Source organism: Vibrio kyushuensis, assembly GCF_050337325.1.
Taxonomy (GTDB): domain Bacteria; phylum Pseudomonadota; class Gammaproteobacteria; order Enterobacterales; family Vibrionaceae; genus Vibrio; species Vibrio kyushuensis.
Genome location: NZ_JAKJSV010000002.1, coordinates 1,195,193 through 1,215,800, shown reverse-complemented (window position 1 = coordinate 1,215,800; position 20,608 = coordinate 1,195,193). Strand labels below are relative to the sequence as shown.

The 20,608-nt window shown below is 45.0% G+C and carries 23 protein-coding genes; 20 read left to right on the top strand and 3 right to left on the bottom strand.

The features are described 5' to 3' along the window. The first annotated feature begins 12 nt into the window (after positions 1–12). From L4D20_RS05375 to L4D20_RS05290, 18 genes are read left to right on the top strand one after another with little or no spacing between them, the layout of a single operon-like run. Positions 13–1,125: a DUF2586 domain-containing protein gene (locus L4D20_RS05375; RefSeq protein WP_428800512.1), complete on the top strand. Its 1,113-nt coding sequence runs from the start codon at positions 13–15 to the stop codon at positions 1,123–1,125. Beyond that, a complete protein-coding gene (locus L4D20_RS05370) occupies positions 1,125–1,583 on the top strand; it encodes a phage protein (RefSeq protein ID WP_428800511.1) in 459 nt (152 codons plus the stop codon). The genes L4D20_RS05375 and L4D20_RS05370 overlap by 1 nt, the downstream gene beginning before the upstream one ends. Positions 1,584–1,638: 55 nt before the next feature. Continuing rightward, a complete protein-coding gene (locus tag L4D20_RS05365) occupies positions 1,639–1,866 on the top strand; it encodes a TraR/DksA C4-type zinc finger protein (RefSeq protein ID WP_428800510.1) in 228 nt (75 codons plus the stop codon). Then, positions 1,863–2,075 (top strand): hypothetical protein, encoded by a 213-nt coding sequence (locus L4D20_RS05360; RefSeq protein ID WP_428800509.1) that lies wholly within the window; start codon positions 1,863–1,865, stop codon positions 2,073–2,075. Before L4D20_RS05365 ends, L4D20_RS05360 begins: the two co-directional genes overlap by 4 nt. Next, a complete protein-coding gene (locus L4D20_RS05355) occupies positions 2,062–2,646 on the top strand; it encodes a lysozyme (protein ID WP_428800508.1) in 585 nt (194 codons plus the stop codon). The genes L4D20_RS05360 and L4D20_RS05355 overlap by 14 nt, the downstream gene beginning before the upstream one ends. Continuing rightward, positions 2,621–2,992 carry a hypothetical protein gene (locus L4D20_RS05350; protein WP_428800507.1) on the top strand — a complete coding sequence of 124 codons (372 nt, stop codon included), beginning with the start codon at positions 2,621–2,623 and terminating at the stop codon, positions 2,990–2,992. Before L4D20_RS05355 ends, L4D20_RS05350 begins: the two co-directional genes overlap by 26 nt. A gap of 16 nt (positions 2,993–3,008) precedes the next feature. Then, complete coding sequence (gene lysC / locus L4D20_RS05345; protein WP_428800506.1) at positions 3,009–3,218, top strand: Rz1-like lysis system protein LysC; 210 nt, start codon at positions 3,009–3,011, stop codon at positions 3,216–3,218. After that, a complete protein-coding gene (locus tag L4D20_RS05340) occupies positions 3,211–3,492 on the top strand; it encodes a putative phage tail assembly chaperone (RefSeq protein WP_428800505.1) in 282 nt (93 codons plus the stop codon). The genes lysC and L4D20_RS05340 overlap by 8 nt, the downstream gene beginning before the upstream one ends. A 32-nt stretch (positions 3,493–3,524) precedes the next feature. Further along, positions 3,525–3,680, top strand: coding sequence for a DUF6890 family protein (locus L4D20_RS05335; protein ID WP_428800765.1), 156 nt, complete (start codon positions 3,525–3,527; stop codon positions 3,678–3,680). 12 nt (positions 3,681–3,692) lie between these two features. Continuing rightward, positions 3,693–5,462 (top strand): phage tail tape measure protein, encoded by a 1,770-nt coding sequence (locus L4D20_RS05330; protein WP_428800504.1) that lies wholly within the window; start codon positions 3,693–3,695, stop codon positions 5,460–5,462. Continuing rightward, positions 5,452–5,814 (top strand): DUF2590 family protein, encoded by a 363-nt coding sequence (locus L4D20_RS05325; RefSeq protein ID WP_428800503.1) that lies wholly within the window; start codon positions 5,452–5,454, stop codon positions 5,812–5,814. Before L4D20_RS05330 ends, L4D20_RS05325 begins: the two co-directional genes overlap by 11 nt. Then, positions 5,811–7,013 carry a baseplate J/gp47 family protein gene (locus tag L4D20_RS05320; RefSeq protein ID WP_428800502.1) on the top strand — a complete coding sequence of 401 codons (1,203 nt, stop codon included), beginning with the start codon at positions 5,811–5,813 and terminating at the stop codon, positions 7,011–7,013. The genes L4D20_RS05325 and L4D20_RS05320 overlap by 4 nt, the downstream gene beginning before the upstream one ends. Next, a complete protein-coding gene (locus L4D20_RS05315; RefSeq protein WP_428800501.1) occupies positions 7,010–7,666 on the top strand; it encodes a phage tail protein in 657 nt (218 codons plus the stop codon). Before L4D20_RS05320 ends, L4D20_RS05315 begins: the two co-directional genes overlap by 4 nt. Continuing rightward, positions 7,663–9,231 carry a phage tail-collar fiber domain-containing protein gene (locus L4D20_RS05310; RefSeq protein WP_428800500.1) on the top strand — a complete coding sequence of 523 codons (1,569 nt, stop codon included), beginning with the start codon at positions 7,663–7,665 and terminating at the stop codon, positions 9,229–9,231. Before L4D20_RS05315 ends, L4D20_RS05310 begins: the two co-directional genes overlap by 4 nt. Further along, on the top strand, positions 9,231–9,782 hold the full coding sequence (locus L4D20_RS05305; RefSeq protein ID WP_428800499.1) for a DUF4376 domain-containing protein: 552 nt from the start codon (positions 9,231–9,233) through the stop codon (positions 9,780–9,782). The genes L4D20_RS05310 and L4D20_RS05305 overlap by 1 nt, the downstream gene beginning before the upstream one ends. After that, positions 9,782–10,687 (top strand): hypothetical protein, encoded by a 906-nt coding sequence (locus L4D20_RS05300; protein WP_428800498.1) that lies wholly within the window; start codon positions 9,782–9,784, stop codon positions 10,685–10,687. Before L4D20_RS05305 ends, L4D20_RS05300 begins: the two co-directional genes overlap by 1 nt. Further along, on the top strand, positions 10,688–11,161 hold the full coding sequence (locus tag L4D20_RS05295; protein WP_428800497.1) for a baseplate complex protein: 474 nt from the start codon (positions 10,688–10,690) through the stop codon (positions 11,159–11,161). Then, positions 11,158–12,795, top strand: a complete 1,638-nt coding sequence (locus L4D20_RS05290; protein ID WP_428800496.1) for a hypothetical protein — start codon at positions 11,158–11,160, stop codon at positions 12,793–12,795. Before L4D20_RS05295 ends, L4D20_RS05290 begins: the two co-directional genes overlap by 4 nt. 10 nt (positions 12,796–12,805) lie before the next feature. Here the strand turns inward: L4D20_RS05290 and L4D20_RS05285 are convergent, their stop codons facing one another. Next, positions 12,806–14,794, bottom strand: coding sequence for an acyltransferase family protein (locus L4D20_RS05285; protein WP_428800495.1), 1,989 nt, complete (start codon positions 14,792–14,794; stop codon positions 12,806–12,808). A gap of 1,403 nt (positions 14,795–16,197) precedes the next feature. Here L4D20_RS05285 and L4D20_RS05280 point away from each other — a divergent pair. Further along, the gene (locus tag L4D20_RS05280) at positions 16,198–17,052 is read left to right on the top strand and encodes a DMT family transporter (RefSeq protein WP_428800764.1); all 855 of its coding nucleotides are present in this window, start codon (positions 16,198–16,200) and stop codon (positions 17,050–17,052) included. Positions 17,053–17,127: 75 nt separating this feature from the next. Here L4D20_RS05280 and pyrC read toward each other — a convergent pair whose 3' ends face one another. Next, positions 17,128–18,156 (bottom strand): dihydroorotase, encoded by a 1,029-nt coding sequence (gene pyrC / locus L4D20_RS05275; RefSeq protein ID WP_428800494.1) that lies wholly within the window; start codon positions 18,154–18,156, stop codon positions 17,128–17,130. A 243-nt stretch (positions 18,157–18,399) separates the two neighbouring features. Here pyrC and L4D20_RS05270 point away from each other — a divergent pair, with 243 nt between their 5' ends. Next, positions 18,400–19,560 (top strand): YcbX family protein, encoded by a 1,161-nt coding sequence (locus L4D20_RS05270; protein WP_428800493.1) that lies wholly within the window; start codon positions 18,400–18,402, stop codon positions 19,558–19,560. Positions 19,561–19,678: 118 nt separating this feature from the next. Here the strand turns inward: L4D20_RS05270 and L4D20_RS05265 are convergent, their stop codons facing one another. Further along, positions 19,679–20,593, bottom strand: a complete 915-nt coding sequence (locus tag L4D20_RS05265) for a DMT family transporter (protein WP_428800492.1) — start codon at positions 20,591–20,593, stop codon at positions 19,679–19,681. Positions 20,594–20,608: the final 15 nt, after the last annotated feature.

Here is a 20,608-nt window from a genome sequence, read left to right as displayed (position 1 = left end):
GGAGTAGTAACCATGGCATGGCCAACCGTTACCATAAAAATTGAAGACCTTATGAATGGGCCGCTTCCTACGATAGACAATCGCTTCCTGTTTGTCGGTTATGGAACGGTCACAGGTGAAAACCGCCCACTTTACCTAGTCGATTCAACCACCAAGCTCGATGAAGTACTCGATAAAGCTGCCCCTCAATACCTTGCTGTGTGTGAAGCTGCGCAGCTAAATGCCAAACAAAATTGGACGGCAGGCGTACTCATTTTAGACCAAGGCGACAACTGGCAAGACGCGGTGAAAAAAGCCAACGAGGTAGCAAGCTTTGAAGGCATGGTGATCAACAACGATGCCACTGACAAAGCCATGTTAGAAGACGCTATTGCGCTGCGTCATGAGTTGAAGAACGTACTTGGCCGCGAAACCTTCGTGATGATGGCCGTACCGAAAATCAACAACGACCCATCAGCAGGGCAAACGTGGGACGAATACGTGGCGGCCTGTGTTGCCATTGTTACTGACATTGCCAGTGAATACATCACCGTGGTGCCTAACGTTCATGAAGAACTCGATACTCTTGGCAAATACGCAGGCCGCCTTGCCAATGGTGAAGTGAGCATTGCCGATTCCCCTGCACGAGTAAAATCAGGCAGTGTGCTTGGAAGAAGCGCATTCATGACTGACAAAGTAGGCAATACGCTACAACTATCCCAATTAAAAGCCCTCGAAGCTTCACGATTCTCATGCCCAATGGATTACCCAGATTATCCGGGGCAGTACTGGACAACAGGTAACACATTGTCAGTTCCGGGGAGCGACTATCACGATGTTCGCCATATTCGCGTGGCCATGAAAGCCGCTCGCTTTGTTCGTGTTCGCGGTATCGCCCGAATTGGTGATCGCACTTTCAATTCCACGCCTGCATCAACCGAGGCTGCCAAAAGTTTCTTTTCTCAAGACCTTAGACGCATGGCACTAACAGGCACGCCAGGTGAAATCTATCCGCCAGATGAAGATTCCATTTCCATTAAGTGGGTGACCAGTGAAGAAGTCGAGATTTACATGAGCGTTCAGCCTTATGAATGCCCAGTGAAGATCACGATTGCCATCAGCCTTAAACAAGGGGAGTACGCATAATGAGCACTCGAAGAATTTCAGGCCGCAGCTTTGATACAAATTTACTCGGTGCCTTCGTACACGTTGGAACGCTGACGGCAAACATCACTAACAGCAGTGAAGTTGCAACGTCAGGTGGTGTGCCCGATGGATACACGCAAGGTTCGATGAGCTGTGAAGTGGAAGCGGAAATTGATGTAAAAACGTTTAACCGTGTGGTTCACGATGCCGCCAAAAAAGCAGGCAGTTACAGCGATTTACCACTGGATGATCTGATGTGTTACGCCAACACAGGAGACGAAGAGCAGAAGTGCGAATTCTTTGGTGTGAAGTGGCTGGTTGAAGACTTACTCAACATTGACCCATCAAGCACCGACAAATCCATGGTGAAACTCAAAGGCTTAGTGACAAGCCCACTGTTTGTGAAGATCAACGGTGTACCCGTACTCAGTGCAACCGATACACGCCATCTGCTTTAACGGACTTAGCGCTTTAAGCGTTAAAAAAGCAGATAGGCAAAGATAAGGAAAGACGATGCCAGATTTACTCGACCACGCTAGCGGATTAGAAGCCAAGTTCACAAAAGTAGCACTGGATACCCAGCTCGCCAAAGCAAATCCCTATGGCAAAGGGAGAGCCAAAGAGAGCGCCCAAGATTGCCTTGAGTGTGGCGAGCAAATCCCCAAAGCACGAAGAGAAGCAAGCCAAGGCTGCCAATACTGCATTGATTGCCAAGTATTGGCAGATAAGGGGCTTTTATGATTAGAGATTGGTTCGACAAACTTACCAACGCCATTGCCTACTGCATGAGCTTGCTTGGCATGACCATGAGCAACCTCACGTTTGAGCAGTGGTATTTCATTCTCTCATTGCTGATCGGTGTGATTGCCCTTGCACTGAACGTTTGGCACAAACGCCAAATGCAAAAGATTGCTGCCGAGAAAGGAGTGACCATCAATGAAACGGACTAAAAAAATTGTTTGTTCTGTTGCTGCGGTCATTGGCCTAGTTACTGGCGGGACAACCTTAAGCCAAAGCACTCAGCCAATTGGCGAAGTGGAAATCAATCACAGTGTAGTGACAACGTTACGTGTTAGCCCAATCGCCCTAGAGATTATTGGCAATGCAGAAGGGTGCCGATTAAGCCCCTATGTTTGCCCTGCAGGTTTGGTGACTAACGGCATTGGCAACACCCATTTTTCGCCAGAAGAAACCGCAACGCTAGAACAGGTTGCCATGGATTGGGTTGCCAATATTCAAAGCGCAGAACGGTGTATTACCAAAGCAGAACTAACTTCTGGTAAAAGCATGAATCAAGGGCAGTTTGATGCGTTCACCTCGTTCGCCTTCAATACGGGCTGCACCCGATTTAGACGAAACCCAAACCACACGAGCACCAAAATTTATCGTCATATTCTAGCCGGTGACTTTCAAAGCGCGTGTGACCAATTGCCAAGGTGGGTGTATGGCGGAGGCGTGAAGCTGCCCGGACTCATCACCAGACGAGGGCTTGAACATGATCGCTGCCTTCAAATCGATTAAGTGGGTGAAGTGGGGCGCGTTCGCTCTGATTGCTGTCGCGTTTTTCGCCTTGTGGCTATTAATGATCACCGCAGAAGCAAAGCGAGAAAGTGCAGAGTCGAAGCTTGAAACAGCCAAGCAAGAACTGGCTAACGCACTCAACGCCAATCAAGTCAGTCAAGCCACCATTGATGCGCTTACCGCTGATAACGAATACATCAACCGTTTGCTGATAGACCGCAAGCGGAAAAGTTTAATAGCTAAGAAGGTGTTACGCGATGAAATTCAGCTGCTGGAACAACAAATGGAAAACATTGAATGTGATATTCCCATTGATGTTACTGAGCGGTTGCAGCAACGGTATTGACGCAGTGGAAACCCACGTGATCGTGAAACTGCCGCCTGCGGGGTTAATCGTTCCGTGTGACAAACCCACCGTTCTTGGCACTTGGCCCGAAGTGGTTACTGAAGACATACCCAAATTAAAAGCCGCGCTGAGTGAATGCGCAGCTCAACCAGAAGAATATTTTCAATGGCGCGCTCAGCATGAAGCAAGTAAGCCAACAAACACAAAAGGACAAGACCATGAGTAAACCACTGTTCACTGCCGAACCTGTAAAAGCTGAAATCGCAGGCATTGATTTCACCTTCACGCCTGATGTGATGGCGGCCAATAACTATATCAACGAAATGACGATGGAAAACAAAGTGGTGCCTGCCCGAACTTACTTAATGCGAAGTGTCGATGCAGAAAACAAAGACAACCTCGCTCTGCTGTTAGATTCAGTTCCGGGTTTGATCATGGAGCTATACCAAACGGTCAGCAATAAAGCCAAAGGTGACATCACCATTACGCTAAAAAACTAACCGAGCGGGTTGAACGACTTGACCAAAACGGCATTGAGCAAGCGTTCACCCTGCGACGATATTACTTGCCCCTTGAAGATGATGATTTACAAAACCTAGCCAGAGCCGTTTGGCTAGACAAACGAGAACAGAAACGAATGGAAGTGGCCGTGCAAAACGCAGTGGGCAATCTATTCAGTAGCAAATAAGCGAGCGTTTCAATGAATGAAAAGCTATTAATGCAAATGAGCCTAGTTGATCAGGTGACGAAACCGCTTCGTGGTATCACCAAAGAGATGACGGCCGCCACCGATTTGGGCAAACAAGGCTTGCAGAACGTGGCAACAGGTACAGCAGGTATTGTTGCCGCAGGCTTTGCCGTTCAAAACGCATTAATGCCAGCCATTGAAATGGATAGAAAGTTGGGTGAGGTGGCTTCGCTTGGGGTTGTTCAAGAAGACTTAGACCAACTCGCTGCAACGGCGTTAGGCTTTTCAGCCAAGTATGGGAAATCAGCAACGGATTTTGTTAACGCTTCTTACGATATTAAATCAGCTATGGGTGATCTCTCTGGTGAGGATTTATCGGGAATTACTAAGAGTTCAGCCATTCTAGCAGCCGCAACAAAAGCAGATACGTCAACCATCACCAATTATATGGGCACCATGTACGGCATTTTCCAGACTCAAGCCGACAATATGGGCAAATCTGATTGGGCTGCGCAAGTGGCAGGAATGACGGCCAAATCTGTTGAAATGTTCAAAACAGACGGCAACAAAATGTCACAAGCGTTTAGCCGTCTGGGTTCGTCAGCTACGGCATTTGGCGTAGACATGAAAGAACAAATGGCAATTCTTGGCTCACTTGGGGCAAGTATGGAAGGTGGAGAAGCCGCCACGAAATATACAGCTTTCTTATCTGGCGCGGTTAAAGCACAAGACAAACTAGGCGTATCGTTCTTTGATAGCGCAGGTCAAATGCTGCCAATGGTGGATATTCTCGACACATTAGATGAACAAGTAGGTCACTTGAGTGATGACCAACAATTCAAAGTTCTGAAAGATGCGTTTGGTTCAGGGGAAGCCGTTAAGTTAATTCAAAACCTAAAAGATAAAACTGGCGAGTTGGGCAGTCAGATTGACCAGCTTGGAGACATAGAAGGCATTGGGCATGCCGAAATGATGGCCGCCAAAATGACCGACCAATGGGAGCGACTTGAATCTTCTTGGTTTGCCGTTCGCGCTGCTGTGTTTGGGGCCATTCTGCCTTCCATTAATGCGGTGGTTGGTTCACTGGCCGATGGCATCGCTTGGCTATCAGGTTGGACCGAAGAATTCCCTTGGTTAACAGAACTGCTTGGCTATGCCGCTATTGGTGCCTTGGCACTGGGTGGTGTGGTTTCAGGTTTATCACTCGCCATGGGTATTGGGCAGATGATGAGCGGAGGTTTCAGCGTTACTTTGGGTGTGTTGAAAGCGGTTTTGATTGCTACTCGATTTGCTTCATTAGGGCTAGTCAACGGTATCTATTTGTTAGGCACTGCGTTGCTAGCTACCCCGATTGGTTGGTTCTTCTTAGCTTTAGGGGCAGGGATTGCAGCCGCTGTGTACTGGTGGGACGACCTAAAAGCCGCGTTCGGTGATACCGCGGTATTCAAGTTCTTGTCAGACACCATTGATTGGGTGATCGACAAACTGAACATGATACCGGGCATCGATATCGATTTATCCTCTTCTGGTTCGCCAGAGTTAGAAGCCGCCACCGTGGCCCAAAGCGTAGAGCGCAAACCAATACCAAACGCTGATGAGTATTTAGCGCCGACCAACATGCAAAGTAATGCCCAGCTGCCGCCACAAATGGTGCAGAACCTAACGGCCACAAGCCCAACGTCAGCAGGTAGCCAAACGCACATTGGTGAAGTGAATATCACCACTGAGCAAGCCATGACCCCTGACCAATTGGAAGAGTGGAGAGAACTCAATGCCGGATAGCTCGATAACAAAAAAGAAGCACATTGACATCAAAGTGATTGAAGGCGCTTGGAATATGGACGCAGGCCAACAACCTGAACCTGCCAGTGATCTGTATAGCATTGCTCAAGACATTAAACACCGAATTATGGAATCAGGGCTTGCGCGTGAACTGGTGGGCGAACGTAACCCAACCCTACGCGCTGACGTTCTGGTTCAAGTAGAAAAAAAAGCCGAAGAAGATTATCGAGTCGTGCCGGGCACCGCGTATGCGCAAGAACTTGATGGCTACAGCGACGACACACTTCGCATTCAACTGACTGCCGAAGCCTATGGCTACGATGAAAACTTAGACATTGAGGTGACCGAATGAGCCAACGCCCACAAGTTGATTTTGTCGACATTCTAAATCAAGAAGGCATTCCCACCACAGAAGAGGCCTTAACCAAGCAACTTGAAGAAGATGTTGAAGCCGCTGGCAGTGACATTTCAAATGACTCAGACATGAGCCCATTCTGGCGTTGGGTAAAATCAGCCGTGGTTGCGCCCGTTCTTTACCTCATCAATACCGTGTTGGCGCTTCATGTTCTGCCAAACGCTTATGTGGCGACCGCAGCCCGCTGGGGTTTAGAGCTTAAAGCGTGGGAATTAGATGTGGAACCCAAAGCCGCAGTCAAAATGCAAGGTGACATCACCCTAACCAAAGTAAACGCAGACGATGAAACCACCATTGATGCAGGCTCAATCATTCAAAGCCCAGAGATTGATGGCGTGGTGTATCGCCTGTTTGCACTGGAAGAAACCGTGATTGCCGCAGGGCAGTTAACAGGTGATGTGTTGTGTGAAGCCGAATTTGAAGGGCAAGCGTTCAACCTTGCCGCAGGGTATTACAGTGTGATCCCCGTTGAAATCAGCGGCATTGAATCTGCAGTGAACCAACCGAACTACATTACCCAGTTGGGTGCCGATGAAGAACAAGACGACGAACTGGCGCTAAGGCTTCAAAACGCCTTCACCAGTTCAGGCGATTGGCATATTGACGATGTGTATCGAACCATTATTTCCAATGTGGCAGGAATTCGCAGTGATAACGTCTATTTCCAAAACACGGGGCACATTACACCGGGCACCGCAGACGCGTTCATTTTGATGGAAGTAGGGCAAACGCCTCAACGTATCCTTGATGATCTGAATAAATACATTATGGACGATGGTCACCACGGCCATGGCGATGTGCTGACCTGTAAAGCCATTGCTGACAAGAACGTGACCGTGTTGGCTGAAGTGGTTCTTTCCAAAGTGGAAGAAGAGAGCGTGAGAACCGATGCGCTACTGGAAGTAGAAAACCGCATTCGTGCCGTGTTCAGAGAGTCAGCCGCTTACCCAACCATGACGCGAACTAAGCCGCAAAGCCGTTTTTCTCTTTCAAAGCTCGGCAGTGAAATTCATACCGCTATGGATGCCGTTGAATCGATGAAATTCACCGTGGATGGGAAGATTCAAGAAGACATCATTTCAGCACTAGAGCAACCACGCCTTGAAAGTTTAACCGTGACCGAGGTGCAAGCATGAATGTGAACATTCCCAAAATGCTCAAGATTGTGCTGCCTTGGTGGCAAGACGGTGAAACCATTCCCGACGAGAAGAAAGAACCGTACTTTCTAACCATTGGCGTTCAAGCCTTCTTTGAACGTGCTTACCAGTGGATGCTTTACCCATTAAACCAAGCCGATGCCCTAACGTGTAGCGTGAAACTGCTCAACGTATTGGCGTGGGATAGAGACATTATTCGATTCGAAAAAGAGCCGATTGAGCTTTACCGCAAGCGCGTGAAATATGCCGCCATTAATGCGAAAGACGCAGGCAGCGTGGCAGGGTTCATTCGTATCTTCGAACGCCTCGATGTGGGCATTATCGATTTCAAGGAACGTGAAGACCCCGTTCAATGGGACGTTTGCACCATCGAACTGACCGACAGCGATATGGCCAGTGATGCCCAATTGGTTCAAACCTTAATTGAACAATACGGGCGAACGTGCCGACGCTACCGATTTGAAGTGAGTTACCCCGGTCAACTATTTACTAACCATGGTCAGTTTGGTCATGTATTTGCCATGTATGAAGCAGGCGAGCCCAACCTGAAAGGGGAAGTGGAAACCAAAGCCCAGCCGATTATGCACAGCCAACAAATCTATTCAGCAGCAATGGGAGCACTAGACAAATGACCCAAACCGCCATTCCACTAGAATTTGAAACGTACATGCGAAATCAAATCGCTGTGGGTCAGCCGACCGACATGAACGAGATGATTTTTGCCTATATTCCAGACTTAGACCCCGGTCTGCCGATTGACCGAAACCAAGGTTTACCAGACCCAGCGTTATGGGTGTTTCAACAAGATATGGATCAGGTTGGGAAACTAGGCCCAAACGCCTTGGTGCATTCCGTTGTGATCGCCAATGATGTGGCAGAGTTCACCTTCAACGCCATTTATATGCACGACAAAACCACACCACTTTCTTGTGGCATGGTGGTTCACACGGTTGACCAAACCAAGTTAGAAGGGCAAGCGGTGACCAAATCGTTGATGCACCAATACTTGGGCGCAGCAGAGATTGCCAATATCACCATTGAGGTCGCCACTTGGCAGATTGACTATTCAGCCCGTTTAATGGGAATGGATGAAGACCACCGCTTGGCTTGCTTGGATAACTACGGGCACACCGCATACGTAGATGGTTATGACGTAACGCGACAACCTGACCCAACTCGTTATTTGGTATCAGCAGGGGTGGTTTACATTGGCGGCCTTCGAGCGGTATTAGCTGATGAGCTGCTTGTTTCTACCAACGTTTACCCAAACGGCATTTATGTGGATGTTCACCGTGATGGCAGCCCAACATCAAAGTGGGTGAATATCGTTGAAATTAAGGTTTCACCAACCCCGCTCACTGATTACATCGACGAGAACGGTTTTCAGCATTATGTGGCGCGATTAGCTGGGCTTGATAACTCAGGTGATGTGGTTGATTGGCGCAGTTTTGTGGTTCGCGCAAGTGAAACACAAGTTCAAAGCCGTGTCGTTGGTAACCAAAATGCAAATGTAGCAGGGGAAGACAACCACCCAGTGCCAAGCGATACCGAATACACCTATCCTGCAGGGCAGGAAATTGCAGCGGGTTGGTTGGCTGTGACAGAATGTAAAATTACCAAGGTAGGTAAAGAGCTATCAGGAACGGGCACTTACCGCAGAACCATTGATGGTGAATTCCCTGATGATTACTTTGGCGTGAAGCGACTCGACAATAGCCAAGACAAAACGGGCGTTTCACTAGCTGTTGAAACGGGTAATACGAACATTGATGTGGATTTGCTAGAAGCAGGCCCACACATGTTCCCCGGTTCATGTGAAATTGAAGGGATTTGGCCAAGTGTAGGGGATGATGAAAGTACTAAATTGTACACACATATATTGGCTGAATTGGAAGATACATGGCCCGACGGAGCAACGGTTAACTATGAAAACTTGAGAAAATTTAGGTTCATCACTCTCTTTGCTAAGGTCACTTCAGGAGGAGCAGGACTGAGAGGTCTATCTGGTGTTCGTGTTTCTACTGAAAGCCTGTTGAAAGAACGAAGTGCAACGCTATTAACATATACGGTGCAAGGCTCAGCTACTGATATTCTACTCGTTGCTGTTAATAACGTTACAGAAACCAGTTTAGACGTTGAAGTGGCTCAATCTGGTTTGTTTAATGGTGGTTTTTACGGTGTTTATGGAGAAATATAATGCAAAAACATTATGCAAAAGGCGACTTTGGAATCAGTGAATACAGAACAAACAGAAAAGGCTATCATCCAGATGGATTGATTGAAATGCAAGGACCGCCACCGCACAGTGAATGGATTGCTAACGAAGATGGTACGTATACTGAATTATCGCCAGTTTTAGATTTGGTAAAATCCCAAAAACAAACCGAACTAAAAACTGCCTGTGACCTAGCCATTACAGAGCAACGCTTTACATCATTAGCAACGGGCACGGCTTTGCAGTACCGCTGCCGAATCGTAGACCAACTGAACTTAAGCGGATACACCCAAGGCGGCAGTGATCATAACATCACCACCTATGCCAATGATGATGCTGAACCCGTTCGCGTACTACACACGCCTGCTCAATTTTCGCAACTTCGAACGGATATGACAGATCACATTGAAGTTCGAAAAGAACACCTTTGGGATTTGAAAGCGCAGGTCAATGCGATAGTTGAAGACACACCAGAGAACCGCGAAAAGCTTGAAAATATCGTTTGGGATATCACTTTTTTAGGTAATGTCTAATGACCCCAATCACGTGGCCTAGCTCTGCTCAAACCATTCAAACCAGTTCCGAAACGGTCACCGACCAAATAGGCACTGAAATGAATAATGCAGTAAGCCGGTTAACACCACTTGAAAGTGATGCCAATTACGGGCGTCACCCTTTAAGTGTTGAAGCCGTGGCATTGCTTAGTCTACGTGATGATCTTCAAGCTTTGATTGAACAAGGCACGGTGATTTCTGCCACGCCTTATCAATATGAAGTGGGGCAACGTGTGGAAAGTGGGCATTACCTAACGCCTGATAACGCTCGCAATCTATTGGCGCTAAAGCTTCGAGACCAATTAGATCACCATAGGCCAAACAAAGACGTCATTCTTAATAAACCGTTAATTTGTATCGTGGTGATGTTAAGCGATACAAACAAGAACTCCTTTGCTTCAAGCCTAAATACTATTAGCCAAGTGTTTACCCTGCCTGATTGGATGCAAACCGCCAGACAAGCCAAAGCACTGACTACGCACGAACGAGACAAAATGCACGTGCCTTCGCCTATCATTCAGCCACGATTTAAACCCATGGCAACCGTGAACGCGATGCCACTGCACGACTATGAACACCATCAAGCGGGGCAAATCGCCAACCTTGAATCATTGGCCAGTGATGCCACTAATGTGATCGGTAAACTTTCCGCCTTAGCCAGTAAACGAGCTGCCACCATGGACAGGCTAAAAGCTGACATCAATGCACTGAAAAACCTGCAAGGCAGTGTGTGGGCGCAAAAGTACACCGGAACGCCAGAAAGCATTGCCAGCCAATTACGAAACACCGCCATGCCAAACAACCATCAACACACCATTATGAGTTTGATGCTTAGTCATGATCCTCTGACCTTTTTTGAACAGCTGCTCAACGTAGGGGGCTAAATGTTAAGTTTAGACGGGGAAATTATCCCACTCAAAAACCTAAAAGTGGGCTGCACCAAAGAGTTCAAATCGAAAGACATGAGCGGCCAAGCGTCATCCACCGACTCTTCAGAGCAAGGTGATAAGGGCGTGAAAATTAATGTGTCGGGTATTTTGGCATTTCGTGATGAAGAGTGGTTAAGCACATTGTCTGACATGTCGAGCCAAAAAGACGATAACGGCAACCGTAAAGTGTTCCGCATTGGTAACCGTGACACGCGCCTGTATAAAGTACGCGAAGTTAAATTTTCAGGCAGCTTAAAATCAAATGAGCATGATTCACTACTTGCTTGGGTGATCAGCTTTTCTTTGCGTGAATACAGTTCAGCCGCAGAGCAAAAACAGATTCGAGAGAACCAACAGAGTCAGCCGCAACAAAGCGAAAACACCGCCCATAAACAAGCACTGAAAGATGCTGAAGAGGTGCTGCAATGAAGTTGAACAAACGTTTATTCGTTGCAGGGCAAGAAGCCAAGTTGGCAGATAACAAAGTCAGTTTGCATCATTCCCTTGGCAGTAGCGCCCATTTCACCTATCAAAGTGACACGGCACCAGAACAGTTTGATGATGTTCGCTTTGACATCGGCTATGAAGAAAACACTCAGCTATGGTTTGAAGGGTACGTTGAAAAGGTCTACCCAAGCGCAAACGGTAGCCATAAAATATTGGTAAAAGAGCACAGCTGTATTCTTTCAAAGCGTTGGCCTGTTGCTGTTGAACACGCCACCATGCGCGAAGTCATTGCCGTTCTTTCTGACTTAGTGGGTTTAACCTTCAATCTTCCGACCAATGCCAACTACATCGACAAACGTATTCCAAACTTCACAAGTCAAGGAACGGGCTATCAATGCCTGAAGCAAATTGGCAAAGCGTTCAATATTACCGATTTCATCTGGTTTCAAAATACTGACCAATCCATCTATATTGGCGCGTTTGAGCATAGCCGCTTCCATAATAAGAACGTGCAAATACCCGAACACCTCACAACCAAACAAGTGGGCAATACGATTAGCTTCGCCCCGTTCCCAGTGCTTCGGCCTGCCGCAATTGTGAATGGCAATCGAGTGAAGCGCCTTGACCTCATTGGTGATGAGATGTCAGCCACATGGGAAGCAAGCCAAACAGAGCAAACCCCACAGAAAAAAGAAATGGTGAATGAGTTTCCAGAATTGGCAGCCGGGCATCATCTTCCACGCTTTGGGCAAATCAAAGCCGTTCGTGGTGAATCAACCGCTGGTCAAATCAATGACCCGTTTCGTCCTCGCTATGCGGCAGATGTTCAACTGCTAAACGAGAACATGCAAGTGGACACCAAAGTGCCGCTGTATAAATCCATTCCATTGCCGATCACCATGGTGGGGCATGAAGCGGGAATGTTGGGTTACCCACTTGAAGGCAGTATTGTTGAAATTGCTTTTGCCTATGGCCGTAATGATTTACCCATCATTCGCGCCATTTACGGCAGAAAATTTTCCCTACCAACAATAGAACCAGGTGAACAATTACAGCAGCAACGTGAGGAAGTGAGTAAGCGCGTTGACCCTGCAGGAAACACAACAGAACAAACCGACCAACAGCAGAAAACCAAAGCCTACCGTAAACATGAGCAAGCCATTCACCAAGTGATAGACTTTGGCAGCCAAGAGCTAAATGCTCAGCAGCACAGCAAAGAGCACATCATAGGCAAAAAGCTCATTGAAGCATTGGGCGCAATCGAACTATTAGCAGGCGATAACATCGAGCTAGGTTCATTGGGTAACATGCACACCGCGACTGCAGGTGATCTCATTGAGAGTATTGGCAAAGTGCGAAGAAGTATTGCTGCAGAACATCAATGGCTTCAAGCGCCAAAAACATGGGTGGGTTCAAAAGAAGAAAACGTGCTGATATTGCTCTCGGAATTGATGCAGGTAGTGAAAGAACTGGCCGATACATTGGCGAGCCATTCACATGGCGGGGTAGTAGCTGGGCCTGATTCGACAAAAGTGCCGAATCAGGCGAGTGCTATAGCAGGGCATGGGACAAGTAGTGCCCAGTTAAAGGGGCGGTTGGACCCGATAGCTAACTAACTTAGTATCATTATTCCCGGAAGAGTTTTACAGATATTTTCTCCATGAGTAAATCTGCGCCATGAGTTGAAAGGTGATTGCTGTCGCCGAAATAAATGCGGTCTTCATCATTTGCAAAACATACTTTGGAATTACAGAATACTTCATGAGGATATACTCTGCTTATATTGTTACCACGAACATTGTCGTAAATTGAAAAGTCGTCTTTTGTTACTTCTTGATATTTAGTAAAAGGTATAGTGACAGTTAAATCCTGATAAGCTTCCTCTCGAATTAGGGCGGGGTAACGAGAGAGCAATTTTGCTATGTGTTTAGGTACATCCACGTAAAAGTGTGGATTTGAGTACACGATGATGATTTCATGTCCTAAGTCGTGCCATAGATTTAATTTATTAGTGATATTTTCTTTTACTGACAAGTCATTTATTGAACCTATCAATGCATTTGGGTCATCTTCGGTAAACTGCTTGTTATTAAGACCAGAGGGTAACCGAGCATAATAGATGATAGTATACCTTGGAGAGTTATTATCCTCTAAATAGTGGGCTATCTTATTTGACTCATTGACACATGCTTTATTAACAATACCCTGCTTATTTCTAACCTTTACAGTATTGATTGCTGGGCAACCGCCAGTGGTTACTTGAGAGTAACTCCAACCATTTAATTTAGACAGTTGTAGTACATTGCGTCCGATGTCACCTCCGTGGCTATTTCCAATTAATATAATATTACGATCGGTACTACCAACGAGTTTACACCGGTTTTCAAAAAATTGACCATGGCATCTCTTTCCTTGAAATTCATATGTTTTATTCTCTAAGTTTTCGAACAGCGTTACTAGATTACCCAAGCGTTGAGGAAAACCTTTTTCGATTATTACGGCATAAGAAAACGTATAGCACCCGAATAATAGCGCTACTAACCAGCCAGTCTTTATAATACCAAGATTACGTGTTCGATAGCGTGATTCAACAAATCTATATGTTAATGTAGCTAGAATTGTTGAGATTATTACAAGTAATAAGAACTGCTCGTGGCGAAAATAGTCGTGCTTTAGTAAGCGGAAGAAAACGAAAACGGGCTGATGCCACAAGTAAAGGGAGTAAGAAATTAATCCTATACTTACAATGGGTTTTATAGACAAGAAGTCTGAAGATACTTCACCTTTATGAGAAAACATGATGAATAAGCATGTACCTAGCACAGGAACCAGAGTGATAAATGAAGGGTGTTGAGACTCATGGCCGATGAAAAGTATGCTATGAATGATCATGAACAGACCTAAAAGAGGTAATAGTCTATAAATGAAACTTTCAATACTACCTTCTTTGGCTTGTCTTATGCCATCTCGATTATAGAAGGTGGCTAGCCCACCAATAATGAGCTCCCAAACTCGAGCTGGGAGTAAATAAAAAGCAGCGTCGGGGTTAACTTTGACAATATAACTGGCGTACTGTAACGAAAGTAACATTAAACATATAAGGACTCCGAATAAGTACTTATGAAAAACCCTGTTAATAAACCAAACTATAACTGGAAATATTAAATAAAATTGCCACTCAATACCAAGGCTCCAAGTGTGTAGTAACGGCCTATAGATACTAGAAGTTGCAGCATATGAGTCTTCTCCAAAGAAGAAATGATTTGATCCAAAATATAGAGCTGAACGTAAAGAGTTAGCATATGTAATTAAATCATCTGGCAATAAGATAAAATAAGCGACCGTAGACGTCACTGTAAGCATTACTAGAAGCGCAGGTACTATTCGTTTAGCTCTTCTCCAATAAAAATCAGAAAAAGTAAATGTACCTTGAGCCATATTATTTCGGATGATCCCCGTAATTAAATAACCTGATAGTACTAAGAATACATCAACACCAAAGAAGCCCCCCTTGAAGAGCTGAAAACCAAAGGCTTCGAGATTCGCGTGATAAAATATGACAGCAACGACAGCTAAGGCCCGCAATCCATCTAATTCTTTTCGATATGTCAACATATAGTGAGTTGGTACTTATTTATTAATGGGGCCATATAGTAACGTTTACTTGAAAAACATGTAAGTGTGAATTAGTGAATCACCACGCTTATCACGTTAAGACAATTACCAAGCCAATTTTTTTATTCCCCCGCCAATTCCGTGCACCTCTACACCCGCCTGCGATGTATTTTGAACGCTTTTTTCGCACTTTTGAATCTGCGCAATTCAGTGGGCCGCTCAATATGTCCAATCCTATCGCCAAGCCTTAGCCTACAAGGGCTTTCGTACACGCTTAAAACCCAAGAAACAGCCCTTAAAACAGCCAAATAAAATTTCATTCAATGATCTGTTTTGAAAGAATAACCACTCTAAACGATCTCGAAAGATTGCGTTGTTTATTGTAAGATGTTGATAATTAAGGGGTGTAATAGATTTGGTTATGTTTAATAAGGATCTAATGCAATAATTAATGATCACGTTTAACTGCGTAAAACCCTTACGGTATAAAGCGTTGAAGCAAAAACTAGAGGCAACGTACTTTTTCAAAATTGAAAGACTGATATAACTGATACATCAAGGAAGAAGTGACGAAATGGAGTGATGTTTATGGCGAACCCAATAGTTCAGGAAAGATATCAACTAAGCAGAAGAGTCTTCAAGTGCAGTTCTAATGAAGAGGTAACCCAGCAACTATTCATGTTTCAGAACATCCATATAAAAAGTAGAATGGCGGCATACCGTTTATACAAATTTAACATCGACCTCAAAAGGGTTTGGAAACTTTGTATTACTTCATTGTCCGAAAAACTTCAAAGAATCTTCAAGTGATAAAGACCAGAACGATACAAGCTGAATTAGTCGAATTTGAATGTGCCGAGTGCAACAACGGAGTGTACAGGGTTGATACTCAAAGACCCGTGATCGATGCTAATCCCGCTCAGTGGCCCCACATATGTACCAGCTGTAATTATGAATGTTACTTAGCGATGCCGTTTCCTACTCTAAAATACAAAAACCAAGAGTTTGTTTTGGCTAAGCACGTGAAGCATCTAAGCTACGAATAGTGGCGACAAAAATGGCGGCATTCGACGTATATAGTCGGCTTTTATCGTAGTTTTTGCTATGATTTTAGGGCTTAAATAGGCGGTCATTTACATTAAGTCGCTGTTTTTTAAGGAATTGGTGTTTTTAGTGTTGGTTCTACGCGAAGAGTGATGCGCCAGTTCACTAGTTCTCAAGTGTAGAGAATGGAATAGTGCCAATCCGAATAGCCCGCTTTTGCGGGTTTTTTATTGCTATTGGGTTGAGTCGAGTACGATGTAGTAAGATTAATTAGATGCCTGATAATTCAAATCGATTAGGTTTGAGCACTCAACGCTAGGGAGAGCCAGTTGCCTATTTACCTCGTTACATTTATTACTATGGTTGCGTTCGCGGCAAACTCACTGTTGTGTCGTGTAGCTTTGGCGCAGAACACCATTGACCCCGGTTCTTTTACTATTTTAAGAATTATCTCGGGTATGGCGACGTTAATCCTTATCCATTTTATCGTACGTAGCGATACACCCAAACTAAAGGCTTTGATGCCTACGAGTCGAAACAGTTTTGTCATGTTACTTTGCGGTGCATTGACGCTATTTTTATATGCCGTTGGTTTTTCTTTTGCGTATATCGAATTGACGGCTGGAACTGGGGCTCTATTACTATTTGGCGCGGTGCAGTTAACGATGATTGGCTTTCATATTTGGCAGGGGAATGCGTTAAATCGATATGAATGGACAGGGCTTACATTGTCCGTTTCTGGGTTTGTTTTGTTAATGTTGCCCTCTGCAAGTACGCCTGATTTGATATCCGCAATAATGATGATATTGGCCGGCATCTCCTGGGCGGTGTTTACGCTACTCGGAAAGCGTAAAACAGCAGCATCACCTCGTATCGGGATGACGCAAAGTTTTATTGGCGCGGCACTGTTGGCTTTATTTCTTAGCCCGTGGTTATTACAAGCAAATAGTATTTCAGTTAACGGCGCGATGTGGGCGATGCTTTCTGGTGTGTTTGCGTCTGGAATGGGGTATGTGCTTTGGTATTTTGCTTTAACTAAGTTAACCGTTTTACAGGCATCTGTTGCTCAACTATCGGTGCCGATAATTGCGCTTGTATTAGGTATGTTGCTATTGGACGAAGCCTTGTCGTTAATGGTGATGCTAACAAGTGCGATGATTCTTGGCGGGATACTGCTAATATTTATAAATAAAGAAACGGTATCTAATAAATAAAAACCGCTGATCTTTAACGTTAAAGATCAGCGGTGTATTTATTAAATTTACTCAAGTTTTAGCTTTTGGAAAGCCTTACTTAATTGTCCATTCGATATTTTCGCCAGCGCGGATTGGTACTACTTTATCTTGACCAAAAGGCATGCTTGCATCAACTAACCAAGACTCTTTAACCAAAGTCACAGTATCGCTGTTACGTGGTTGTCCGTAAAAGTCTGGGCCGTTGTGGCTTACAAATGCTTCTAGATTTTCAATCTTACCTTCAAGGTCAAATACCTCAGCATAAAGCTCTACCGCTGCGTGGGCGGTGTAAGAACCTGCACAACCACAAGCATTCTCTTTATTCTCTTTCGTGTGCGGCGCAGAGTCCGTACCGATGAAGAATTTTTTGCTTCCGCTTGTTGCTGCTTCAATCAATGCTTGTTGATGTGTATTACGCTTCAAGATTGGTAAGCAGTAAAAGTGTGGTTTAATGCCGCCAACTAACATGTGGTTGCGGTTATAAAGAAGGTGGTGCGCAGTAATAGTAGCCGCAACGTTGTCACCAGCATTTTGAACGAATGATGCAGCATCAGCCGTTGTAATATGCTCTAGAACGATTTTAAGGTTCGGGAAGTCGTTAACGATAGGAGCAAGAACCGTATCTAAGAACTCTTTCTCACGGTCGAAGATATCTACATCGTGTGTTGTTACTTCGCCGTGAATTAAAAGAAGCATACCGACTTCTTCCATCGCTTCAAAAACTGGGTAAATGTTCTTAGCTGAAGTAACACCTGAGTCAGAGTTAGTTGTCGCGCCCGCCGGATAAAGCTTGGCAGCAACAACAGCGCCAGAAGCCTTTGCTTTGCGAATTTCATCTGGTGTTGTGTTGTCAGTAAGATAAAGCGCCATTAAAGGCTCAAATTGCTCGCTTGGCTTTGCAGCCATGATTCGATCGCGGTATGCGATAGCAAGCTCAGTATCAGTAACTGGTGGGACGGTATTTGGCATGATTAGAGCGCGGCCGTTGTATCGGCTAATATCGCGAACAGTATCGGTAAGAACGTCGCCATCGCGAAGATGTACGTGCCAGTCGTCAGGACGAGTAATAGTAATTGTAGTCATTGAAAAGCTCCCACCAATGAGTTGTTATGTGATTGGAGCCTAAACAGAATTTATAAAGCAAACGCTTCCGTCTAGGCGACAGGATGATAGTGGAAAACCACTTTCATTTCACGCTCTTTCTAAGGTTTTGGCGATTAATCTGGTATATTCGGCAGTAAAATTCATTGTTTGATGCGTTGTATTTTCGTTATAATTTTTCTAGCTCGTTATAACGATCTCTAATTATCATAATTAAGGTAAGCCATGTCACTTGCTCATCTCTCTCAAATAAATGTATATCCAGTAAAATCGGTTGGTGGAATTTCTTTATCTAGCTCTTGGGTGGAATTTCAGGGGCTCAGTTTTGATCGTCGTTTCATGTTGGCGACATCTGATGGCACGATGGTGACTGCGAGAAAGTTCCCTCAAATGGTCAAAGTGAGCGCTAGCCTTTTACCTCAAGGTTTTATCTTCACGGCTAAGGGCAAAGAGCCACTTAAACTGAGTTACTCAGACTTTAAGCAGCAAGAGACGACCGCAACGGTATGGAAAGACAGCTTTACTGCTTATACGACAACGGATGCCGCGGATGACTGGTTCAGTGATATCGTTGGTCAGAACGTCGAGCTTTTGTATTGCGGTGAACAGTCGAATCGAATTCGAGAGAAGATCGGTCACAACGTGAGCTTTGCTGATGGTTACCCACTACTGCTCATTAGTGAAGCTTCACTAGAAGAGCTCAACAGACGCAGCCCTGAATCGCACGTGATGGAGCAATTTCGTACCAACCTTGTTATATCTGGCACGGAGCCGTTTGCTGAAGACAGTTGGAAAACAATCCGAATTGGTGAGGTTGTTTTTGACATTGTTAAACCGTGTGAGCGCTGTATTTTAACGACGGTTGATACAAATAAAGGTGAGTTCCGAACATCGAAAGAGCCGTTGAAAACCTTAATAAGTTTCCGTTCTGACGAAAGTGGTGGTGTATTCTTTGGTCAAAACTTAGTCGCTAGAAATGAGGGCGTGATTACCGCTGATGACCAAGTTGAAATTATAGAGTACCAAGATCGTCATCATTATATTGAGAGAGACGGTGAGGACACAAGTAATCTAGACTCGGAGGCCAATCAAGCAGCGTCTGACGTTAAGAAAGCGACGTCAGAATTGAAGAACTTAACACTGACTATTAATGGCAAAGCGTTTGTTGGTAACAATCAGCAATCGATCCTTGATCAAGCGGAAGCGGCTGGTATTACGTTAATGAATAAGTGTCGTGTTGGGTTTTGTGGCGCATGTAAGGTTTCGGTTGTGGCAGGTAAGGTCAGCCATGAAGATGTGCCTGCTTTAAAGCTAATTGAAGGTATTGAAAACGCAGCGATAGCTTGCTCTTGTATCCCTCAAACAAATTGTGAAATTACAGGTTAACAGATCACTTATCAAAGCAGCTGTACTTAAAATATTAAAAGGGGCGGAGATTGTAGAATCTCCGCCCCTTTTTGTTATTCAAATTACGTAGGTTATTAGTCTATCTATTCTCATTAACCTAAGAGCTTTTTAAACCAGTAGCTTCGACAGGTGACTCGATACTCGTTGGCACTGAACGTTTTTTTATTTGCGACAAAATCACCCCTGAAATCACCATCATTCCGCCAATAACGTGGTAGCTATGAACCGACTCGTTTAAAAGCCAAGTGGCTAAGCTTACCGAAATAACGGGCATTAGATTCATGAACATCGCACTTGATTCCGCACCGATAGAGTCGATGGCTTTCACCCACATCCAGGGCGCAAGTACTGACGCTAGAATGGCGGCGTATGCGATCAAGGGTAACGACTCTTGTGAAGGAATTAGTTGATCACTGGTGAGCCACAGTGGGGCTAGCATTAATACAGCAAATACTCCCTGACAATAAATTAGAGTCCAGTTGCCCAGTGGCATTTTCCAACGTTTCAGTAGCACACAGTAGGTTGCGTAAATGACTGCGGCTAATACCATTAGCCCATCACCTTGAGTAATGTCTTGGTGTAAGAAAAAGCCAATGTCACCGTGACCAAGCATAAAGGTTAGCCCAGCCAGTGAAATCACTCCGCCAATCACACTGATCATGGAGATAGATTTACCTAATAACGGAACGCTGATAAATACTGAGATTAATGGCACTAATGAGATGATTAATGACATGTTTGAAGCCGTGGTTGTGAGGCCAGCGTAATAGCCTAACGACTGGTTAAGCACCATTCCGAGCATTGATAAGAAAGCGAGCTTGGATAGATAAGGCTTAATGACTTTCCACTGACGTATAACGGTTGGCAAGCAGAACGGAGTCATAATTAACATGGCAAAAAACCAACGATAGAAGCTCATTGCACTAGGCTCTATGGCGGTAGCAGCCATCTTGTTGACGATAGAGTTGCCACCCCAGATGATGACCGTAAAAAGTGGAAGTAGATAAACCATGTGAACCCTATCGCA